We start from the raw sequence: 21,572 nt of genomic DNA on the forward strand, positions 1-21,572 counted from the left end.
CCTTAGATAAATAACGAAAGGGGGAAATCCGATGAAAAGAATCAGAGATGTAATGCTTGTCGTTCTTTTGATAATGATGACGGCAATACCTGTATTCAATGTAGCGAGTGCAGACGAAACAGAACCTACAGAAACCACAAGCGTAACTGCAAACAATGATGAACAGAAAGAAAACTATGTCTTTGTAAACAAACTTAAAAAAGGAAATCTTGATGTTACAAAGACCGCAGAGGACGGACTTGTTGAAGGCTTCAAATTTCATCTTACAGGTACATCAATGAGCGGTCAGCCTATCGACCTGACTGCCACAACAGGCAAAGATGGTATTGCACACTTTAAAGATATTCCAATCGGTACAGATTTCAAGCTTAACGAAATCGAAATTCCGGACAGATATGTTACTCCCGATGAGCAGACAGTTGTAATTGAATACAATAAGCTTACCCAGGCTACAATGCACAACACACTCAAAAAAGGTTCTGTCCAGCTCATCAAGGTTGACAGCAAAAATCCCGATAAGAAATTATCGGGTGCTGAATTTGCGGTTTATAAAGACACAAACGGCGATGGAGTTTATGCCGACACTGACGAGCTTATAGGATATATGGAGGAAGTTTCCAAAGGCGTTTATTTTTATGATAACCTGCCATACGGTAAATATTTTGTAAACGAAACAAAAGCTCCTGAAGGTTATAACTTAGACCCTGCGTTTTATGGGTTTGTTATCAATTCAGAGGATACGGTTACGGTACAAAATAAAGACGGTGTTTTCGTAAATGAGGAAATACCCACACAGCCCACAACAACACCTCCGGACACACCGCAGACAGGACAGAAAAGCTACGTTGTCCCACTGCTTATTATAATCATACTGAGCGTCGGTGTGATTATCTTCTTTATTATAAGAAACAAGAAGAAAAATAAATAATCTTAAAAACATATGAAAGGTGAACGATTATGAACAGTGATTTGATGATGAGTACAAAGATAGCAATTACTTATGAAAAAGGCGGTTGTGGCAAAACCACAACCGCCGTTAACCTTTCTGCAATGTTAGCGGATAAAGGATATAAGACATTACTTGTAGATTTGGATTTCCAAAGCTATGCCACAAGCTACTATGGATTGTTTGACGATAACAACCCGGGAATTTACGAGGTTATGAAATTCGAGAAAAATCCAAAGGACTGCATTTTGAAAACAGATATTGAAAACCTGTTTTTACTTCCCTCTAAGCATGAGCTTAGAAACATAGAAACAGTCCTTATGATGAAAACAAAAAGGCAGGAATACACACTGCAAATGGCTTTAAAGGAAATTGAAGCAGATTATGACTTCATTATTTTCGACTGTCCCCCGTCCGGAGAACGTATAAAAGAAAATGCACTCACCTACTGTGATTATGTTATTCTTCCATGTATCCCGGATGACTATGCTCTGCACGGACTGCTGTGTATAGCAAAAGAGATAGTTGAGATAAAACAGTTCACAAACCCCAATTTGAAAATTATGGGAATTTTGATTTGCATGATGGAACAAACAAAAAGTAAAAAAGCCTATGCGGATGCTTTAAAGACTCAGGACATATTCCCCTGCTTTGAAACTGTTATAAGAAAGAACACAACCTTGCAGGAAGCTATAAACGCACATGTGCCTGTTCATCGTTATGATAAGCGCAGTAACGGTGCAAAGGACTACATGGCATTAACCGAGGAAATCATAAAAATCGTAAAGGAGGGCAAATAAATGAAAAAGACGATAGATGTAAACGGCATGTTTGCAAAGCTCAATCAGGTAAAGGAAGTTACCGAAAAACTTGCCAACACCTCAAGAAGCGAGCTTATCGAAACCGACTTTATTTTCCCTTCAAAGGACAATCCCTATAACAGACAAGACACACCGGAGATTGTTTCACAACTTGCCACAACCATTGAAGCAATCGGGCTGATTCATCCGTTGACCGTAAGAAAGATAAACGATGAATGTTACGAAATCATATCGGGAGAGCGAAGATACAAAGCTATTAAAACACTGGGATGGAAGAAAATCCCCTGTACCGTATATGATAAACTCAGCGACGATAAGGCGCAGCTTATGCTCCATGTGGCAAACTTGGAAACAAGAGAATACACACCGGGTGAGAAATTACAGTTTTACCCTGCGACCGAAGAATGTATTAAAAAGCTTATATCCTCCGGAGAATACACCGGAACGCTTCAGCAGGGCATTGCAGAAATGTTAAAAATCAGCGACAGACAGGTTCGCAAGTATAAAAAGATTTTAGAAAACCTTGATGAAGCTGAACATGAAAGAATAATCAAAGGAGATGAGAGTATCAACACCGCCTATAAAAAGGCAGTCGAGGAAAAAGAAGCAAAAGCCGAAAATAAAGAAAAGAGTAAAGAAAAGGAAAAGAAAACAAGAGAGGAAAATCCGTTGGTTCAGAAGCTGACGGATTTTTATTTGCAGAGAATTTTTTCCGAAACCGATGAAATCACAAAAACCTGCGGCATTTCTTTTTCTGACGAACAGCTTGAAAAGTTCGGTCAAAAGCTCAACAAAAAAATGGAAAAAGCCATATCAAGCTGCATAAGAGAGGTGTTGAAATAAAATGAAAATCACAAAAGTTGAGATAGTAAAGCTTGAAAACAGTAAACGACTTAGGGCGACTTGTTTTATCGTCCTTGACTATACAATCGTAATAGATAATGTAAAGCTTTTTGAAAATTATAACGGTGAATTTTTTGTGGAATTTCCAAGAAGCCATTCATCGGAAGAAAAGAATTATCAAGACATCACTATTATTAAACCACAGTTTAGAGATAGCTTAGTGGGTACAGTTTTAAAGGAATACAAAAAGAAGTTAAAGGAGGAAGACGATGGCAAAGCAAACAACATTAGATAAGATATTAAAGGTGGACAGTCAGATAACGGCACAGGAAAAAATAATAGTCGAAGCCAAAGAAAATCTTACGAAGCTGAGAGCTGAAAAAAAGGAGCTTTCCAAAAAATACAAAGAGGAACAAAACGCATTGATACTTAAAATTCTTAACGACAACGGAATTGAAACTCCTGAACGCATTAAGGAAATTCTTATGAATCAGGGATTTAAATTTGAGGATGATTTTAAAGACCTTGAAAAAATCACAGGTAGTTCAATTACCGATGATTTATCTTGACGTTCATAAAAGCAGAAATTTTGAAAACCTCAAAATTTTTTCCTTTTACAGTTTTGACAAAAACGCTTTTTTATTCGTTAGAAATAAAAAAATGTTTTTTCTTTAAAAGGGGTCTTAGGGGGTATCCCCTAACAAGCGATTTTGTACATTGTGTACGCACAAGGTGTACAAAATCTATGCTTGCAAAACTGCCGTTTCCGAAGGAAACGGGTCGTTTTTGCCCTCTGTTCGTGAATTAAAAATTAAACATATAAAAACCAACTTTATTATAAAATTATAAAAAGTTAATTTAGTGAAAGTTAAATACGGAGGTGATTTATTGAAGGAAAACAAAAATAAACGAATATACCTTAGAGTCACATCCGAGGAAAAAGAGCTGATTACAAAATCTGCCCGCAGTGCAGACATGAACATAAGCGAATATATTTTGTGTTTGGTGAAAAAGAAGCGTGTTGTAAATATACGAGGTTTTCCCGACTTACTGTATCAAATCGCAAAGATAGGAATTAACATAAATCAGATTACAACTGCAATCAACACAAAACACTCCGCAACGATTGAAGAACTTTTAAATGTTCAAAAACTTTTAAATCTTGTAAACGAAAGGCTTAATTTGATTTTAAAACAAATTGATGAAAACACAGAACTTTCGTTATCATCATCAGAAAAAGAAATAGAAGAACGATTAAAAAAGCTGGAAAGTGACTTTGAAAATCTGAAAGGAAAAAACAATGGCAACAGTTAAAAGTATAAAAGGCGGAATTAAAGCTGATGTGCATATAGCTAATGCCATTGAATATATCACAAAACAGGAAAAGACAAAAGGTCTTGTAACAATGTTTAACTGTTACGGAGATGAAAAAAACATAACTTCTCAGTTTAAATACATAAGGCAGTTTTTCGGAAAAGACAAAGGTGTATTAGCTCATCACTATTGTCACAGCTTTTCCCCGGATGATGATGTAACACCGGAACAGGTTCATAAATTAACCTTGGATTTAGTTCAAAAGATTGCGGGAGATAATTTCCAATATTTAGTTGCAACCCATTCTGATAAAGACCACATTCATTCTCATATAGTCATCAATTCAGTTAATATGGTGACTGGCAAAAAGTGGCTTGGTAATCAAACAACTTTAAAAGCCATGAGAAAAGAAAGCGACCGTCTTTGTATAGAGAACAATTTAAGCATTGTGAAAGAACCCGGTAAAAAGGGAATGGATTTCACAACTTATCAAATGGCTATGCAGGGAAAATCATGGAAAGTAAGTCTTGTGAGAGATTTGGACGAGATTTTGAAAAACTGCACAACCCAAAACGAGTTTATAAAGCTGCTTGAGGAAAAAGGATACTCCGTAAAGTTTACAGGCAAAAACATCACCGTGTCTATTGGGCAGAAAAAAATAAGGCTTACAACCTTATCCAAAGAGTTCGGAGAAAAATATTCATCAAAAAGTATTTTTTCTCAGCTCGGTATGAAGTACGATGAAGCAATAAAAACGGAGAAAGAGAAAACCACCTCAAGCAGGAATAAAAAACATAAAGAAAACAATCAAAAAAGCCAGTGGCAGAAACAGGAGGAGGATTATTTTAAACACAACGATGAATACATATTTTTCCCTGATTGGTTTAAAAGCAAAACAAACTTTGAATCAGATCCCTGTTATTTTTCAAACTACTTTGAAAAGTATATGAGAGTTCAAAAGGCTTTTAAGAAAGATAAACCGTTTACGTCAGCTGAGAAAAGATGGTTTTGGATAACAAAAACCAATGAAGCAATATACGGCAAGACTTCTCAATGCGGTAACGTAAGCAACGAAAAGCTTAAAAACATGGAAGGCTCTGAATACTCAATAAAGCTTTTTGCCTATCAGCTTCCACGGTTACAGGGCATACAATGTTTTTACAGTGTAAGTCTTAATAAAGGAACAGGAATAGCCACCGTATCAGTAAAGGACTACAACAAGTACAATTTGTTAAATCATTTGAATTTATCAAACCATAAAATGTTGGATGAACAAAGCGACAGAATAAAAAACAGAGAAATCTATGAAACAATAAAAAAACAGTGTCAGCAGTCAGGAACAAAAATTGCATATAGAACAATTCAGTCCGGTCAGCTCGGCAAGCTTAAACATGAAGGAATTTACTTTTCCGTACTTGAGAAAGACGGTAAAACGGTAATCGCTTTCAATCCGGTTGTCGCTGACCGAGTTAATTCGACATTGTCTGAAAATCAAAATTCTAATTATAAGTCAGAATACAGATACAACAGGGATATCCTTGACAGTCTGAAAAAGAAATCAGCAATTCAGGGAGTTAAGCTTTCATACACCACAATAACCTCCGATACAAAAAATCGGATTTATGATAAATTCTACACAAGGGAGAGTGATAAACGATTTGCCGCATTTAAAATTAAAGGAAGTGATAACTATACGTTAATTTATTTGGAAACTGATATGGAAATAAAAAACACCTTGTCTCCTAAACAAGTACAGCAGACAAAAACAAGTACAAATAAATAAGGAGGCAAACATGTCAACAAAGTATGAGAGAATTTCAGAGCTTTATGCAGATACCTGCAAAGCTGTGGTTTCCTCACCGAGAAGATGGCAGGAGTTTTTAAAGTCAGCTTGCAGAAATTACAAGCTGCGATTTGATGAACTGCTTTTGATTTACGCTCAGCGTCCCGATGCAACAGCAGTGCTGGAGATAGAGCAATGGAACAAATTCGGAAGATATGTAAAAAGAGGAAGTCACGGCATTGCAGTATTTGAAAATGCAAAAAGAACAAATCAAAGACTTGTTCATTATTTTGATATTTCAGACACAGTCAACAGCAAATATGCAAGACCTGTTCCTATATGGAAAATGAAGGAGGAATATGAAAACAAAGTAATAAACGGTTTTGAAAAAAGGTTCGGTGTTATAGAAAACAACAGTACATTACCCGATGCGATTGTCAGTACCGTTTCAAAAACCGTTGAAGCAAGCATACAGAATTATAAAAGGACTCTTATAAGGGAGTCGGAAAACAGTTTTCTTTCTGACCTTGATGAAACCGCAATAACGTCCGTCTGCAGAAACATAGTTTCAAACAGCATTGCTTTTTTGGTTATGACAAGACTGGAAATTGATACATCAAAATATTTCGATGATGAAGATTTCAGCGACATTACAAGCTTTAATACTGTTGAAACATTAAACGCCATTGGCTTGGCGACCGGAGAAGTGTACCAAAAACTGCTCACATCTGTGGCAAATGTGGTTTTATCATTAGAAAAAGAAAGAAAAGCCATTGACGAAAAAAGTAATAATAATTACAATGAAAACAGCAGTAAAAATATAGATGAGAGGAGTTTTTCAGATGAAAGAAATCAAATACAAGATGGTAGGCGACTACATGCTTCCGGACTTTGGCGAGGACGAGAAGGAAACGGATATGGAGCAGGAGCTGGGAGTATACGCACTGCTGAGGAAAGAGTTCCTGATGGAGTACCGCAAGCTGGATTACATGAACCTCTTAACAGCGGGCAAGCTGACGGAACATCTTTTGGACGTGGAGAAGCAGGCTCAGGAACTGACCGACACGCTGACAGAGCAGATGAAGGAAAGACAGGGCTTGACCGAGGAACTGAAAGCCAAAGACCAGATGGCATGGGTTCAGGGAATGAACAACATCCAGAACGCAGTGAGAGAGATAGTGAGAGAACAGGTGATTTACGCTTAAAGCCTCTCCCATCTTTAGAAAACCAAATATCAGCAATAGAAGAAACAGAGGAAACAAAAACCTCTGTTTTTTCTTTTTCTCAGGAAATTATAGATAATGTACTTTGCAGTGGAAGCGGCGTATCTGAGGGTAAATTACGTATTTATGAACAATATCAAAAAAACCTTTCACCAAAAGAAAATGAAAAGTTTCTTAAAGACGAATATGGTATCGGCGGTTCATCTCCCGTGGTGATCATAAACGAAACAAAGATAAGTGAATGGCACAACGGTAAAGGAATAGAGCTTTCAACCGGATTTAACGAAAACGCTGTAAAGCTTCATCTTCCATGGAAAAAAGTCGAACGCAGACTGTTTGACCTTATAAAGCTTGACAGATACTTAAACCCAAAAGAAAAGGAATATTATCCTAAGTGGCTTGAGAAACAAAAAAGCTCTTTAAAAGCAGATTCACCAGAAAAGAAAGAATATGAATACCACCTCGGCGATAAGGTATACATTGGTGCTTCTGAATATGAAATTCTATCCTTTGATGAAACCAGAGTAATGCTCTATGATACCGGCTCTCCACTCTTTAATCAGGAAATGACTCGCTCTGACTTTGATAGACTTGTTTCCGAAAATCCCATGAACGAGCATTTACTGCTCAAAGAAAATTCGGAACCGGTTCCGGAAAACACGGAAGAACCGGAAAGTCAGCCGTCTGAAGAATTAAATAAGCTTCAGGAGATACAGGAACAAACTTCATTAAAGCCTCCTGTTTCTTCAAATTCAAAAGCACATATCATACATGCTGACATTCCTATTTCAGAAAGACGCAATTTCAACCTTAACGAAAATGAGGTTGAGTATGTGGGCAAAAAAGAGCGTTTTCGCCGTAACATTATGGCAATACAGCTTTTGAAAAAATGTCAGGATGAAAACCGTTTTGCAACTCCTGAAGAACAGGTAATACTGTCAAAATATGTCGGCTGGGGAGGTATTCCTGAAGCCTTTGACGAGAGAAATTTATCATGGTCAACAGAATATCTTGAGCTTTTAACTGTCTTAACCCCAGATGAATACGTTTCGGCGAGAGAAAGTACGCTAACAGCTTTTTATACTCCGCCGGAAGTAATCACAGCCATTTACAGTTCTATTGAAAATATGGGATTTACACAGGGAAATATACTTGAACCATCATGCGGCATCGGCAATTTCATAGGTATGCTTCCGGACAGCATGAAAGAAAGCAAAGTATATGGTGTTGAACTTGATACGATATCGGGCAGTATAGCACAGCAGCTGTATCAGAAACACTCAATAGCTGTTCAGGGATTTGAAGAAACGAATTTACCTGACAGCTTTTTTGATGTAGCTGTAGGCAACGTGCCTTTCGGCGATTTTAAGGTTATTGACAAAAGGTATGACAAACATAAATTCCTGATACATGATTATTTCTTTGCAAAAACTTTGGATAAGCTTCGCCCGGGTGGTGTTATGGCATTCATTACCTCTAAAGGTACAATGGACAAAGAAAACAACTCAGTGAGAAAGTACATAGCTCAAAGAGCCGAGCTTTTAGGTGCTATCCGATTGCCTAACGATACATTTAAGGGCAATGCAGGAACCGAGGTTGTTTCCGATATTCTTTTTCTACAGAAAAGGGACAGAGAGCTTGACCTTTCTCCCGATTGGGTTGACTTAGCTGTAAACGATGACGGTATAAAAATGAACTCTTATTTTGTTCAGAACCCTGAAATGATTTTAGGTGAAATGAAGATGATATCCGGACGTTTCGGCACGGAAGCTACCTGCGAACCTATAGAGGGAGCCGACTTAAAGTCACAGCTTGCAGAAGCTGTATCAAAGATAAACGGCACAATATTCGCTTACGAACAAAATGAAATCGAAGAAGCAACAGAGTTCATAACAGCCGACCCTACGGTCAGAAATTTTTCCTACACTGTTGTTGACGGAAATCTATACTACAGAGAAAACTCCAGAATGAACCTTTGCAAGGTTTCGTCCAATGCCGAAACACGAATAAAGGAAATGATTAAAATCCGTGACTCGGCAAGAAACTTGCTCGACCTGCAAAAAGAGAATTTTCCCGACGATGATATAAAAGCGGAACAGGAAAATCTTAACAAGCTTTACGATAAGTTTATTGAAAAATACGGTCTTTTGAGTTCCCGTGGAAACTCTGTTTTTAAAAATGACAGCTCTTACCCATTGCTTACCTCCTTGGAAATAGTCAATGAAGAAGGACAGCTTGAGCGAAAAGCTGATATGTTTACAAAGAGAACGATCAGACCTCATCAGGCTGTTACATCTGTAGACACTGCAAGCGAAGCTTTAGCTTTGTCAATCGGGGAAAAAGCTACAGTGGATATGGAATATATGTCAGAGCTTACAGGCAAAAGCGAACAGGAAATATTTAAAGAGCTTAAAGGTGTTATATTTCTGAACCCCATGCACGGATACGGAACTCTCACTGAAGCCAAATACCTGACGGCTGATGAGTATCTCTCCGGTAATGTTAGAGAAAAGCTGAGAACAGCAAGAAAGACAGCAGAGCTCTATCCCGATGATTTTCAGGTAAATGTAGAAGCGTTGGAAAAAGTTCAGCCAAAGGATTTAACAGCAAGTGAAATTTCCGTAAGGCTTGGCGCTACGTGGCTGCCTTCCGAAATAGTACAGCAATTTGTATTCGAACTTTTACAGACACCCAGATATACACAGTGGAATATGAAAGTAAACTTTTCAAAATACACAGGAAAATGGAATATTTCAGGCAAAAGCGCTGACAGGAATAATATCAGAGCTGAACAGAAATACGGAACATCAAGGATTAACGCCTACTACATCATCGAAGAAACATTAAATCTGAAAGATGTCCGTATTTTTGATTATGAAGAAACTCCGGACGGCAAGAAAAAAGCTGTTTTGAATAAGAGAGAAACTGCTATTGCTCAATCAAAACAGGAACTCATTAAACAGGAATTTCAGGACTGGATATGGAAAGACCCTGTCCGCCGTGAAAAGCTCACAAAGATGTATAACGAAAAGTTTAACTCAATTCGCCCACGTGAATATGACGGAAGTCATATTATATTCAGTGGGATGAACCCTGAAATTAAACTTAGAGAACATCAAAGAAATGCAGTTGCACATATTCTTTACGGCGGAAATACTCTCCTCGCCCATGTGGTTGGAGCAGGAAAAACCTTTGAAATGGTTGCCGCCGCACAGGAAAGCAAACGTTTGGGACTTTGTCAGAAATCCCTCTTTGTTGTTCCCAATCACCTTACAGAACAATGGGCTTCTGAATACTTACAGCTTTATCCTGCGGCGAATATCCTTGTTGCCACAAAGAAAGATTTTGAAACTAAAAACCGAAAGAGGTTTTGCGGAAGAATAGCGACAGGCGATTATGATGCGGTTATTATAGGTCATTCACAATTTGAAAAGATTCCTATGTCAATCGAAAGACAGCGTGCCTTTTTGGAAGAACAGCTTGATGATATAACAAATGGTATCGATGAAATCAAAAGAAACCGTGGTGACAGCTTCTCTGTTAAGGAACTGGAAAGAACAAGGAAGTCAGTTAAACAAAAGCTTGATAAACTCAATGACCAAAGCAGAAAGGATGACGTTGTTACCTTTGAGGAGCTTGGCGTTGACCGCATATTCATTGATGAAAGTCATTATTACAAAAATCTATTTCTTTACACAAAAATGCGTAATGTGGGCGGTATTGCTCAAACCGAAGCACAGAAATCTTCAGACCTCTTTATGAAGTGCAGATACCTTGACGAGCTTACCGGAGGACGTGGCGTTGTATTTGCGACAGGCACACCGATTTCAAACAGTATGGTGGAACTTTATACCATTCAGCGATATTTGCAGTACAGTAAGCTTCAGCAAAACGGATTACAGCATTTTGACGCTTGGGCTTCTACCTTTGGCGAAACAGTAACGGCAACAGAGCTTACTCCAGAGGGAACCGGATACCGTATGAAAACACGTTTTTCAAGGTTCTACAACCTTCCTGAACTTATGGCTATGTTCAAAGAAGCTGCGGACATTAAAACAGCCGATATGCTGAACCTGCCCGTACCGAAAGCAAACTTCCATAATGTGGCTGTAAAACCTTCCGAAATACAAAAGGAAATGGTTTTATCTCTTTCTGAAAGAGCAGAGAAAGTAAGAAACGGAATGGTTGATTCAAAGGATGATAATATGCTGAAAATCACCAATGACGGCAGAAAGCTTGCCCTCGACCAAAGAATGATAAACCCCATGCTTCCTGATTTTGAGGGCAGTAAATTAAATGCCTGCGTTGATAATATCCACCGTATTTGGACCGACACAGCCGATAAGAAATCCACACAGCTTGTTTTCTGTGATTTATCAACCCCGAAAAAGGACGGTTCTTTTAATACATACGATGATATTTGCAATAAGCTGATTAAAAGAGGTATTCCAAAAGAAGAAATAAGGTTTATACATGAAGCCGATACCGAAGCCAAAAAGCAAGAGCTTTTCAAGAAAGTAAGAAAAGGCGAGGTAAGAATACTGATAGGTTCTACTCAGAAAATGGGAGCCGGCACGAATGTACAGGACAAGCTGATTGCCTTGCATGACCTTGATTGTCCATGGCGTCCGGCTGACCTTGAACAGCGAAGCGGAAGAATAATCCGTCAGGGAAATGAAAACCCGGAAGTGGATATTTACCGATATGTTACAGAACAGACCTTTGACGCTTATCTGTATCAGCTTGTAGAAGGAAAGCAAAAATTTGCAAGTCAGATAATGACAAGTAAATCCCCTGTAAGGTCAGCTGAAGACATAGACGAAACAGCTCTGTCCTACGCTGAAATCAAAATGCTCGCTACAGGAAATCCATACATCAAAGAAAAAATGGATTTAGATATTCAGGTTCAGAAGTTAAAACTTTTAAAATCCAACTTTTTGTCTGAAAGGTATGCTTTGGAAGATAAAATCCTTAAATACTATCCTTTCAGAATTTCTGCGTATGAAACCCGAATAGATGGACTGCAAAAGGATATAGAGGTTGTATCAAAAAATCCCAGACCTGACGAAAATACTTTTACTTTTAAAATTGATGATAAGACATACACAAAGAGAACAAAAGCGGGAATGGGCATAATTGAAGCATGCAAAGCAATGACAAGTCCTGACCCCGTTCCTCTTGGAGAATACAGAGGATTTAAGCTGGAGCTTGCCTTTGACAGAATGGAGAGAATGTACGAAGTCAAGGTAAAAGGCAACATAAGCTTAAAAACATACATAAGTGACGACCCATCAGGAAACACTGTAAGAATTGACAACGTCATAGATAAATATCCCGAAGCTTTGGAGCTTGCTCAAAGAGAGCTGGAAGAAACAAGAAAACAGCTTGAAGCTGCAAAAGAAGAAGTGGAAAAACCATTCTCAAGAGAGGAGGAATTAAAAGCAAAAACAAAAAGACTTAATGAACTCAATAAACTTTTAAGTCTTGAGGATAAACCTATAACCGCACAGGAAGCTCAGGAAAATCAAAACCAGAACAGACCTAAACGAAGATTGTAAAAGAGAAAAGCGTTCCGAAACTATAATTAAAGTTTTGGGACGCTTTTTAGTTAAAGAAAAGGAGGTTATAAATGGCTAAAAGCAAATATCTTTTATCAAACCAAAAGAAAAAGAGAAAAATCATTTTATTTATCGTTTGTCTTTTGGTTTACACGCTCTTGATGGGATATATAATCTTAAACTTTGTGGGATACTGTAACCTTTATAGTGAACAATACAGCGTTCTTTCTTTCATCGACTCAACAAAACTGCTTTTCACCCCAACAGGATTTACACTGCCTTTTGATTTTCAGGAAACCCTGAGATTGATGGAACAAATTTGGTATGTGCATTTGACATTTTTTCTTCTGTTGCTTTTATTGTTCATACGCCGAAAAAAAGATGATTTTCACGGTGTAGAACACGGCTCCGCCGGTTGGGCTTCAGAAAAAGACAAAAGCCTTTTCACAGACGATACAGGTATTCCCTGCGGTGATGGTTTCTACGTTTCTATCGGCGCAGACTCTAAGAGAAAGGATGTAAAAAAATGAAATCTAAATATTATCAGCCGCACAATCTGAATGAAATAATCATCGGAGGAAGCGGCGCTGGAAAGTCATTCAGGAAAATCAAGCCGGACATCATGCAGATGTTCGGCTCTTATGTTGTAACGGACCCATCAGGCGAAATTTACCGTGATACGGCAAATTTTCTCAGAGAGCATCACTATAACATAAAAGTATTGAATCTCATAGATATCGAAAAAGGTAATACATACAATCCCTTTCGATATATCAATGACGAACAAGACGTCCTCAACATTGCAGATTTATTCATAAAGAATACAGCAGGCAAAGACGAAAAAGAAGATATGTGGTCGAGTTCAGCAAAGAATTTGCTTGTCACATGTATGATGTATCTTTTTAAATCTGAAAATGAACAGAAATCTTTCGGTAAAGTTATGAGAATGATAAGCACCATAAGGTTTGACAGCAACGGAAGAGTAGACCCACTCTGTGAGTTCGCACAAAAGATGAACTATCACAAAATAGAACATCCCGGAGATGCTGTGTCAATTTACTGGGACTCACTTCAAAGCTCCCCTCCTGAAACATTCGGAAGTGTTGTTGCTACCCTTTCTACCCGACTAAGTCTTTGGGCAGTTTCTGCGGTAGATATTCTGACCGATGAGGATGAAATGGAATTAGAAACCATAGGTGAAGAAAAGACTATCGTTTATGTAATTATCCCTCCTGCCAGACAAACCTACAAAGCTGTAGCAAATATCTTTTTTACGCAGCTCTTTGAGGTTTTGACAAACACTGCAAATTTTAAGTATAAAGGAAAACTTCCATTGCTTGTTTCCTGTGAGATAGACGAATTTGCAAACATCGGAGAGATACCGAACTTTCAGGAAACATTGGCGGTTGTCAGAAAAAACAACATAAGAATATGCATAGCATTGCAGGGACTTTCACAGCTGAAAGCTTTATACAGAAACAGCTGGGAAAGTATTATCGGTAATTGCAGTATCTTCACTTATCTTGGAACCAATGACTTAGACACAAAAGAATATATAGTCAGACGTCTTGGAAAAATCACCGTAAGAGTTGATACAAAATCAAGTAATACGACAGGAGGCGGAACTGATTCCGAAAATTTCACAAGCAGAGATTTACTTATGTCCAATGAGTTGGCTAAAGCCATGAAGCTAACAGAAAAAAGCGGCGGTAACTGTATTGTTTTCGTTGATGAGTTTGACCCGTTCTTTTTAAAGAAATTTGATACTCTTCACCATAAATATTACCGTCAGCTTAAAAGGGCTTCTCTTGATGAGGATTATGGAAACATTAACGCTCTGAAAATGTCTGCTTATTCAAAAAAGAGAGAAAAGGATAAAGAAGCATATATCGAGCTGTCTAAAAGGCTTAAAAAGAAGCAGGAAGAACAACAGGAGGAAGAGTATTATAAAAGCCTCAATTTACCTGATGATATTGAGGAATCTCCTATTGCGGATTTTGAAGAAGAAAATTACTGAAAAGAGGTGGTTTGAATGTACGACAACAATGAAGAATTTATCGCCATAAAATCAGCGCTTAAAACACCGATAAACATATTGCAAAACTACGCAACAATAAGAAATGCCTTTCAGCGAAGCGAACACTCCAGACAAAAACAGCTTGCAAAAGCTCAGCAAAACATGGAGAGAGAATGTTTCAGAAACATAAGAAATTATGTCAATGAAAACGGCTTTGTATTTACAGGTCAGCTGACTGATATAGCTATTTGCGGAGATGCAGGCATCCCGTTAAAAGCTTTGAATGTTTCTCCAAAAGAGCTTAAAGACGCTGTACTGAGAACATTCGGACAAGCTATGAATGACGGCTACATTTCAATTCAGGGCGATACAATAAAGCTTACCGAAAAAGGAAAAAGTCTTGTTATGCGTCAGGGATTTTTCGATAACTTTGTGCATGCGCAAAAGACGAGAATTGAAGCTTTAAATCAGCAGTTTAACAGAAACTACAAATATGTAAAGCTCAACGGAACGGACGCCGACCTTGCGGCTTTTAAATACACCAAAAGCATTGACCTAACCGGAATATACAATAACCCGGGAAAAGAAAGGCTTCAGGCTGTAATGGATAATTTTAAACAGCTTGAGAAAAAAGGTCTTGTTGAGATACGAAATAATATTGTCTTTCCTAAAGAAAAAGCCATTGAAAAGTATCTTAGCAAACACCCTATACCGGATATGAAGCTTCATGATATTGATCTTAAAAAGAGCTATCGAATGAAGAAAACATCAAATTCTGCTGTGAAAAAACATATCCACGGGAAATATAAAAAGGGCGATTTAAAAGTTGCTAAAGGAAAGGCTTCAAGCGCAGCTGTAAAGAAAACAAAAGCCGTAAAGGACGGAGTTAAGAAAACAGCAGATACTGCGGTCAATACAGCCGCAAAGGTTGTTCCGGTTGGAGTAGTAATAAAGCTGTCCGACTCAGTACTTAACATGGCAAAGAAGTCTGTTGCAAGTAAATAAATAAAAATGGAGGAATTTAAAATGAACAAGAAAAAAACAAACACAAAGACAATCAGAAGAACAAAGAAAATCGGTAAAATCATGACCTACATACTTATAGCGGTTATGACTGTATTCTGTACATCTTTCGGTTATGTATCGGCTGCACCTGCCGGAGTTGATACAACGATGTTTACTAAACTTTTGGATATGGTACTTTGGGCAGCTCGTGCAATACTTATTGTTATGGTTATTGCCGGTATTGTAAAAACAGCCGAAGGACGTGTACAGGAACGACCTTCGGAAATGTATATGGGCTTAATTACGATGGTTGTTTGCGGCGTCATGTTCGCCATAACCTTTGCCGTTCCTGATTTGGTTAATTTTTAAGTATATTAAAATCGGCATAATGAGAAAAAGAAAAAACAGAGGCTTTTCACCAAAAGAAAAATATCTGCTGATTGTTCCTGCTGCTGCAATTCTTGTTTTATCTGTTGGTATATCGGGAAACATTTTTAATATCAACGGCGACTATAAAACCGATGTGCTTTTATGGCTGTATCCAAGAACATTCAGCCTTTTATTTACGGTTCTATTTGGCATACGCAATGTGATTAAAGGCATCAGAAAAAATAAATCACATAGCTTAAAATTAGGAACTGTCGCCGGTTTTACATACACACTTACATTTTGTTCAACCTTTGCTATTCCTTTTCTGATGAGCATTAAATGGGAAACTTTTATTACAGCTTTTAAAGTCATGTCGGTTTGTCTTTTGGTGTTGGGAAACATATTATTTTTAATCTATCTTAGAAAGCGGTGAAAAAATTGAATGAAGAAACTAAAACCATACAATCAAGAAAAAGATGGATTTTGATTCTATGTATTGTTTTGCCGCTTATAGCGGTTTTTAAATTTGCAGCCATTGGTTTTGCGGAACCGGTTCCGGATGGCGCAAGGAAACAAAATGTACTTTATCAGGCAAGCGGAGCAACAACTGAAGGAACATCAGATTCAGGAGTTGTTTCTCCAAGCGGAAATACAGTAGAGCCTGTTACAAATGAAGATGTGGCAAACAGACCCGGAAGCATGGCAGGCGAATTGATAATGACTATAAACTATATGTGGAGTACTGTGGGACAGGTTATCAGAAATTTTGCCGCCGATAACTCAATGCTCATCGGTTTCAGTACTTCCGAAATGGAAAATTTCGCTGAAAATATGGCTTTCATTTTTCAAACAGTCGGATATTTCATTATCATTCTGGTTTTCTCCCTAAACATTATTGAGTATGGATTGAAATTTGAGTATTACGATAAAAAAATGTACTTTAAAACCTTAGGATACATATTTCTTGGAAAATGCTGGGTAGACTTATCAATTAAAATTGTTCTTCTTATTTTCAGAATTTTCAATTCAATAGCTTATGTAATTTCAGACCCTGCTACTATGGAACTTCTCCCTCAATACACGCCTGAAAAAGCGTGGTATTCATATATTCCGATAATCGGTGTTTTAATAGACCTGGTGGTAGCGATATTCGAGCTTATTCCGTTGCTTCTTACGCTTATTGTGGTATCAATAGTTATTATCTGTATATTTGTAAAACTCACAATCAGGTGTTTTGAAATGACCTGCCTTATAACGGTTGCACCTGCGTTTATGGCTTGCTTTGCAGGTGATGTTACAAAAAAATACGGTCAGCGATATATAGAAACTGTTATATCAATAGGTCTTGACCTCGTCTTTATCGCTGTAGTCTATACGATAGGTCTGCAATGGCTGAATAAGCTTGCAGCCGAAAACTCCGGAGGATTTATGGAATTTGGGGAATATGTAACACGCATGGTTCTGATAGTTGCCATGGGTGTTGTAATCTGCAAACCTCCAAAGGTCTTGACCGGACTTGTGGGGTGATGAATTTTGAAAAAACACAAAAAAGCTCTTTCAATTTTCATTTTATTTATTCTGATGATTTTATCTGCTGTTCCTGTTTTTGCTGTTGACAGCAGTGAGAACACAAGTATAACGGAAACAACAGAAAACTCAGAACCGGACAAGCCTTTATATACACCAAGACTGACCGCACCTGACAGGTCAAACCCTTACTACTATTCAGACAGCAACCCATTTTTCGCAAGCGGATACGGTATGCCGAACTGCACGGCATATGCATGGGGACGAGCTTATGAAATATTAGGCTCTCCCCCTGCTTTGCCTACAAGCGACGCACGAAAATGGTACGAAAGAACTACCGCATACCCAAAGGGGCAAACTCCTGCATTAGGTGCTGTAGCTGTATGGTGGAGCGATGTATCTGGTCATGTGGCTGTTGTTGAGAAAATCGAAAACGGCACTGTAACCTTTTCAAACTCAGCTTGGGGAGGTTCTACCTTTTATCTTACGACCGCCCCAGCCGACGGTTCTGATAACTACTGCGGCAACCGTGCCGGCTGGACTTTTTTGGGCTTTATTTACATAGCCGACTTTGGAGGAAGTACAGGAGGTACAGTTCAGGAAGTGTCGCTCAATGATAAAATTGACGACAGTCTAAACGGAATTATAGATTATGTAAACGAACAGTGGACTAACTTAGGAACTGATATAGACAAAGCTGTCAGTATGAGTGATGTTTTTGCTTTAGTTCAGCTGAGAGGAAATATATTTGTATCTATTGCAAACATCATTATAGCTATAGTATTTTCAATTTCTGTTATTGAGGATTTCACAATGGGAATTGAAATAAATACAAATATCGCAGTAAATTTGATATTCTCCGTGATAATTGCAAAGGTTCTTGTTGATTTATCATATGACATCGTTGGAATTATCGTTGGTCTTTTCGGTCAGTTTATGCAGGGTATCGGTGTTGGTTTTGATAAGGTTTTGACGAATTTTGAAACTAACTTCATATCAACGGTAACTCCTGAAAACATCTTTATGGCATTTTTGAACCCTCTTCCGGTCTATCTTGTATGTTTGATAGCCTTTGGTGTAGCAGTTGTCATGCTTATTAAAATCTATATAACATCTCTATCCCTGGCTTGTCTTATTCTTTTTGCCCCGCCCTTTTTTGCCTGCCTTGCAGGACGCCCCGGAAAGCATATCTTCGAGAACTACATAAGAGCATTGCTTTCAACCGGTCTTAATATTATTTACATATTCATAGTCATAACTTTGGGTTCAATATGGCTTAACAGCATTTCAATCTCATGGGGTAACACATGGTTTTTTGAAAATATAGTAAAAGCAATCGTTATTTTAGCTATGGGATTTATGGTTATAAAAGCTCCCAGAGCAATTAAAAATTTGATGTAAGGAGTGATAATAAAATGATTAAGGCAAAAATATCCAAAAATGTAATAAAGCGTAACCGAAATGGAAAAATGAATTTTGCCGCCACTGGTCAAAAGACAAAATATTTTATAGCTATAGTAATTAGCCTTGCTCTTATAGGTATAACTTATAAACTCACAGGAATATTTAACGGCTGGATAACAATGTTGGAAGTCTTAGCCGTTTTTATTTTGATAGCATACGAAAGGGAAGGCATGAACATTGTTGTTTACTGCTACAAAGTGTTCACAAACAATAAAGACATAAGACTTTTCGATAGAAAATCTTTTTTAACAAATTTAACAGACAGGAGTGGTAAAAAATGAGTCTATTTTCTTTTTCTAACGATAAACCAAAACGTCAGTTTTTAAATATAAAATCAACTAAAATTCCAAAATCGTCGCAAGATACACTGGCATTTATTGAGGCTTATGAGAACGGTATTTTTAAAACCGCAGAAAACACATACTCGCTTATGTTCGAGATAGAGAATATCGACTACCGCCTTCTGCGTGACCCAGAACAAAACAATATCTACAGGCTCTATCAGCAGTATTTAAACGCTTTACCTTCTGAGGTTTGTTATCAAGAATTTCTGATGAATATTCCTAAAAACTCAGAAAGACTGAGAAAGGCAATGATACCTGAGAATTTTTCTCCCAAAAACAAGGAGGAATCAGAAATATTCAAAAGTTACTCTGATATTCAGGAACACTTCATAAAGGAGTCAGAAAAATCCTCTGCAGAGAAAAAACTCATCGGCGTTCTTTCCTATACAGTTGAGGGAAAGATGGATAACGCTGAGGTTCTGTTGAAATACTATATAGAACTTCAAAGAAATCTACAGGAGATGGGAAGCAATGCAAGACAGCTTATGACTATGGAAGTTTTCGAGCTGCTCTACAGCTACTATCATCCATTCACCGCAGAGAATTTCTTTATTCCTCAAAAGATTGCAAGCCGTGGAAGTTCTCTCAAAGATTACATAGCCCCTTCATCTTTTGTATTTATGCCTACAGATGATTATTATAAAATGGGGTCAGCCTACTCAAGAATTTTTTATCTTTCCGTTTACCCCAATGAGTTGGCAGACAAGTTTATTTCGGACCTTCTGGACAACAGTTATCACATATGTGTATCAAAGCACATTGTCCATGTTGACAAAGGCGACGCAATGACTCTAATCAAAAAAGAGATTTTTGACGTTGAAGAAAAAATTCAGAAGCGAATGAAAGATAACCATAAAGACGGCACAAACTTCATTCCTTTCAAATATCAGGAACAATCAGAAGAGCTTAAAAATCTTCAAAATCAGCTTTCCTCAAATGATACCCAGCTCTTCGAGGTTTCCGTGCTTGTAGGTATTTCGGCTAAAACTCTTGAAGAACTTGACAGTCTTACCACATTTGTTTTGGGTAAAGCCAAAAACAATCAGGTTGTTTTGAAGCCTGCTTCCGCAAACCAAGAGAACGCAATGAACAGTCTTTTACCCTACGGAGTTAATCACCTTACAAGTAAAAGCAGAAGCAACGTAAGTACATTTCTTCTTTCCGATGCGGCGGGTGTGCTTATCCCATTTTCAGCACGAACCTATTTTGCGGAGAACGGCTTAAACTATGGCTTGAATGACGCTACAGGAGATGTTATTCTTCTTGACCGAACCGAGGAAATGAACTCAAACGGATTTATTTTGGGAACATCGGGTTCAGGAAAATCTCTTTTTTCAAAGCTGGAAACCTTTGAAACTCACTTTAAACATCCTAAAGACTATGAGATTATCCTCGTTGACCCTGAAAAGGAGTATGTTCCCCTTGCCGATAAACTAAACGCTCAGGTGTTGAAACTGCGTCCCAACAGTCCAACAAAACTGAATGTTTTTGATACTAACATAAATTATATAGAGTCAGACGGCGACGCTCTTACCATGAAGTCGGAGTTTATTATGACTATGACCGAAACAGCAAAGGGACAGGTTTTGACAGCCGCCGAAAAATCAATGCTGGATAAGTGTGTTAAAGCTTCATACCATGAATTTATGCTCCACGACGGTGATGAAAAATATCTTCCCACACTTACAACTCTCTATGAAATTTTAGGCGAACAGAAAGACACAACAGCTACAGACCTGCAAAAGATTCTTGAGTTGTATGTAACGGGAAGCTTTAACAATTTCGCAGGACACACAAATATCGAAAGCACCTCAAACAGAATAATCATAGATATATCCGATATGGGACAGCAGCTGAGGACTGTAGGACTTCAGGTTATTTTTGAATATCTGTGGCAGAGGGTTAGACAAAACCATCAAAGAGGAATAAGAACCGTTATAATCAACGACGAGATTTCATCAATGTTCCTTGACGGCAATTATTACGCCAACATAGACAGCTCTGGACAATTCTATCAGAAGATATTCAAACGTATCAGAAAGTACGGCGGTTATGTTACAGGTATCACACAGAATATATCACAGGTTCTTGACTCTCCTCAGGCGAGAACAATGCTTTCAAATGCCAGCTTTATCGTGCTTTTACAGCAGGCTGAAGACGACCTGGAACGAATTAAAAAGTTATTTAATCTCTCCCCTACACATTTAAGCTACATATCTTCCGGAAAGGTAGGAACAGGAATTATAATCTGCGGCAAAAAGATTATTCCTTTTTCAAAGGCTCTGCCGCCTGAGATTATAAAGACAAATGCCTTGTATAAGCTTTGCTCCACAAAATTCAATGAATAAAAGGAGAATT

At 37.9% G+C, this 21,572-nt stretch carries 17 protein-coding genes; all 17 read left to right on the forward strand.

Features of this window, described 5'->3' with window-relative positions; translation table 11 throughout:
* Nucleotides 1–31 precede the first annotated feature (31 nt).
* The 17 genes from CGICJO_RS00510 to CGICJO_RS00590 all read left to right on the forward strand — a co-directional run bounded on the left by CGICJO_RS00510 (nt 32) and on the right by CGICJO_RS00590 (nt 21,562).
* On the forward strand, nt 32–928 hold the full coding sequence (locus tag CGICJO_RS00510; protein WP_486499247.1) for an MSCRAMM family protein: 897 nt from the start codon (nt 32–34) through the stop codon (nt 926–928).
* Between the two features lie 29 nt (nt 929–957).
* The gene (locus CGICJO_RS00515; RefSeq protein ID WP_486499248.1) at nt 958–1,746 is read left to right on the forward strand and encodes a ParA family protein; all 789 of its coding nucleotides are present in this window, start codon (nt 958–960) and stop codon (nt 1,744–1,746) included.
* On the forward strand, nt 1,747–2,610 hold the full coding sequence (locus tag CGICJO_RS00520) for a ParB/RepB/Spo0J family partition protein (protein ID WP_486499249.1): 864 nt from the start codon (nt 1,747–1,749) through the stop codon (nt 2,608–2,610). It begins immediately after the preceding gene.
* A 1-nt stretch (nt 2,611) separates the two neighbouring features.
* Nucleotides 2,612–2,905: a septation protein SpoVG family protein gene (locus CGICJO_RS00525; protein WP_486499250.1), complete on the forward strand. Its 294-nt coding sequence runs from the start codon at nt 2,612–2,614 to the stop codon at nt 2,903–2,905.
* Nucleotides 2,880–3,179: a hypothetical protein gene (locus CGICJO_RS00530; protein WP_486499251.1), complete on the forward strand. Its 300-nt coding sequence runs from the start codon at nt 2,880–2,882 to the stop codon at nt 3,177–3,179. The genes CGICJO_RS00525 and CGICJO_RS00530 overlap by 26 nt, the downstream gene beginning before the upstream one ends.
* A 319-nt stretch (nt 3,180–3,498) precedes the next feature.
* Entirely contained in the window at nt 3,499–3,924 is a 426-nt protein-coding gene (locus CGICJO_RS00535) for a plasmid mobilization protein (RefSeq protein WP_486499252.1), read from the forward strand.
* Entirely contained in the window at nt 3,911–5,707 is a 1,797-nt protein-coding gene (locus CGICJO_RS00540) for a relaxase/mobilization nuclease domain-containing protein (protein ID WP_486499253.1), read from the forward strand. Before CGICJO_RS00535 ends, CGICJO_RS00540 begins: the two co-directional genes overlap by 14 nt.
* 10 nt (nt 5,708–5,717) lie before the next feature.
* Entirely contained in the window at nt 5,718–12,488 is a 6,771-nt protein-coding gene (locus CGICJO_RS00545) for a helicase-like domain-containing protein (protein WP_486499254.1), read from the forward strand.
* A 71-nt stretch (nt 12,489–12,559) separates the two neighbouring features.
* Nucleotides 12,560–13,018 (forward strand): hypothetical protein, encoded by a 459-nt coding sequence (locus CGICJO_RS00550; RefSeq protein ID WP_486499255.1) that lies wholly within the window; start codon nt 12,560–12,562, stop codon nt 13,016–13,018.
* The gene (locus CGICJO_RS00555) at nt 13,015–14,505 is read left to right on the forward strand and encodes a VirD4-like conjugal transfer protein, CD1115 family (RefSeq protein WP_486499256.1); all 1,491 of its coding nucleotides are present in this window, start codon (nt 13,015–13,017) and stop codon (nt 14,503–14,505) included. The genes CGICJO_RS00550 and CGICJO_RS00555 overlap by 4 nt, the downstream gene beginning before the upstream one ends.
* Nucleotides 14,506–14,520: 15 nt before the next feature.
* Entirely contained in the window at nt 14,521–15,510 is a 990-nt protein-coding gene (locus CGICJO_RS00560; protein ID WP_486499257.1) for a hypothetical protein, read from the forward strand.
* Between the two features lie 21 nt (nt 15,511–15,531).
* On the forward strand, nt 15,532–15,879 hold the full coding sequence (locus CGICJO_RS00565) for a hypothetical protein (protein ID WP_087378672.1): 348 nt from the start codon (nt 15,532–15,534) through the stop codon (nt 15,877–15,879).
* A 19-nt stretch (nt 15,880–15,898) separates the two neighbouring features.
* Nucleotides 15,899–16,312 carry a hypothetical protein gene (locus tag CGICJO_RS00570; RefSeq protein ID WP_486499258.1) on the forward strand — a complete coding sequence of 138 codons (414 nt, stop codon included), beginning with the start codon at nt 15,899–15,901 and terminating at the stop codon, nt 16,310–16,312.
* A 5-nt stretch (nt 16,313–16,317) separates the two neighbouring features.
* Nucleotides 16,318–17,406 carry a type IV secretion system protein gene (locus CGICJO_RS00575; RefSeq protein WP_486499259.1) on the forward strand — a complete coding sequence of 363 codons (1,089 nt, stop codon included), beginning with the start codon at nt 16,318–16,320 and terminating at the stop codon, nt 17,404–17,406.
* Between the two features lie 6 nt (nt 17,407–17,412).
* Nucleotides 17,413–18,807 carry a CHAP domain-containing protein gene (locus CGICJO_RS00580; protein ID WP_486499260.1) on the forward strand — a complete coding sequence of 465 codons (1,395 nt, stop codon included), beginning with the start codon at nt 17,413–17,415 and terminating at the stop codon, nt 18,805–18,807.
* Nucleotides 18,808–18,821: 14 nt separating this feature from the next.
* Nucleotides 18,822–19,151, forward strand: coding sequence for a hypothetical protein (locus CGICJO_RS00585; RefSeq protein WP_486499261.1), 330 nt, complete (start codon nt 18,822–18,824; stop codon nt 19,149–19,151).
* Nucleotides 19,148–21,562 (forward strand): VirB4-like conjugal transfer ATPase, CD1110 family, encoded by a 2,415-nt coding sequence (locus CGICJO_RS00590; RefSeq protein WP_486499262.1) that lies wholly within the window; start codon nt 19,148–19,150, stop codon nt 21,560–21,562. The genes CGICJO_RS00585 and CGICJO_RS00590 overlap by 4 nt, the downstream gene beginning before the upstream one ends.
* The last annotated feature ends 10 nt before the right edge of the window (nt 21,563–21,572 follow it).

It is taken from the genome of Candidatus Limousia pullorum (genome assembly GCF_057405065.1).

What these genes read in the sequence shown, in the direction of transcription:
- CGICJO_RS00590 (WP_486499262.1), top strand. Translation starts at nt 19,148, where the DNA reads ATGAGTCTATTTTCTTTTTCTAACGATAAACCAAAACGTCAGTTTTTA.
- CGICJO_RS00525 (WP_486499250.1), top strand. Translation starts at nt 2,612, where the DNA reads ATGAAAATCACAAAAGTTGAGATAGTAAAGCTTGAAAACAGTAAACGA.
- CGICJO_RS00565 (WP_087378672.1), top strand. Translation starts at nt 15,532, where the DNA reads ATGAACAAGAAAAAAACAAACACAAAGACAATCAGAAGAACAAAGAAA.
- CGICJO_RS00510 (WP_486499247.1), top strand. Translation starts at nt 32, where the DNA reads ATGAAAAGAATCAGAGATGTAATGCTTGTCGTTCTTTTGATAATGATG.
- CGICJO_RS00515 (WP_486499248.1), top strand. Translation starts at nt 958, where the DNA reads ATGAACAGTGATTTGATGATGAGTACAAAGATAGCAATTACTTATGAA.
- CGICJO_RS00570 (WP_486499258.1), top strand. Translation starts at nt 15,899, where the DNA reads ATGAGAAAAAGAAAAAACAGAGGCTTTTCACCAAAAGAAAAATATCTG.
- CGICJO_RS00560 (WP_486499257.1), top strand. Translation starts at nt 14,521, where the DNA reads ATGTACGACAACAATGAAGAATTTATCGCCATAAAATCAGCGCTTAAA.
- CGICJO_RS00530 (WP_486499251.1), top strand. Translation starts at nt 2,880, where the DNA reads ATGGCAAAGCAAACAACATTAGATAAGATATTAAAGGTGGACAGTCAG.
- CGICJO_RS00545 (WP_486499254.1), top strand. Translation starts at nt 5,718, where the DNA reads ATGTCAACAAAGTATGAGAGAATTTCAGAGCTTTATGCAGATACCTGC.
- CGICJO_RS00550 (WP_486499255.1), top strand. Translation starts at nt 12,560, where the DNA reads ATGGCTAAAAGCAAATATCTTTTATCAAACCAAAAGAAAAAGAGAAAA.
- CGICJO_RS00585 (WP_486499261.1), top strand. Translation starts at nt 18,822, where the DNA reads ATGATTAAGGCAAAAATATCCAAAAATGTAATAAAGCGTAACCGAAAT.
- CGICJO_RS00520 (WP_486499249.1), top strand. Translation starts at nt 1,747, where the DNA reads ATGAAAAAGACGATAGATGTAAACGGCATGTTTGCAAAGCTCAATCAG.
- CGICJO_RS00555 (WP_486499256.1), top strand. Translation starts at nt 13,015, where the DNA reads ATGAAATCTAAATATTATCAGCCGCACAATCTGAATGAAATAATCATC.
- CGICJO_RS00540 (WP_486499253.1), top strand. Translation starts at nt 3,911, where the DNA reads ATGGCAACAGTTAAAAGTATAAAAGGCGGAATTAAAGCTGATGTGCAT.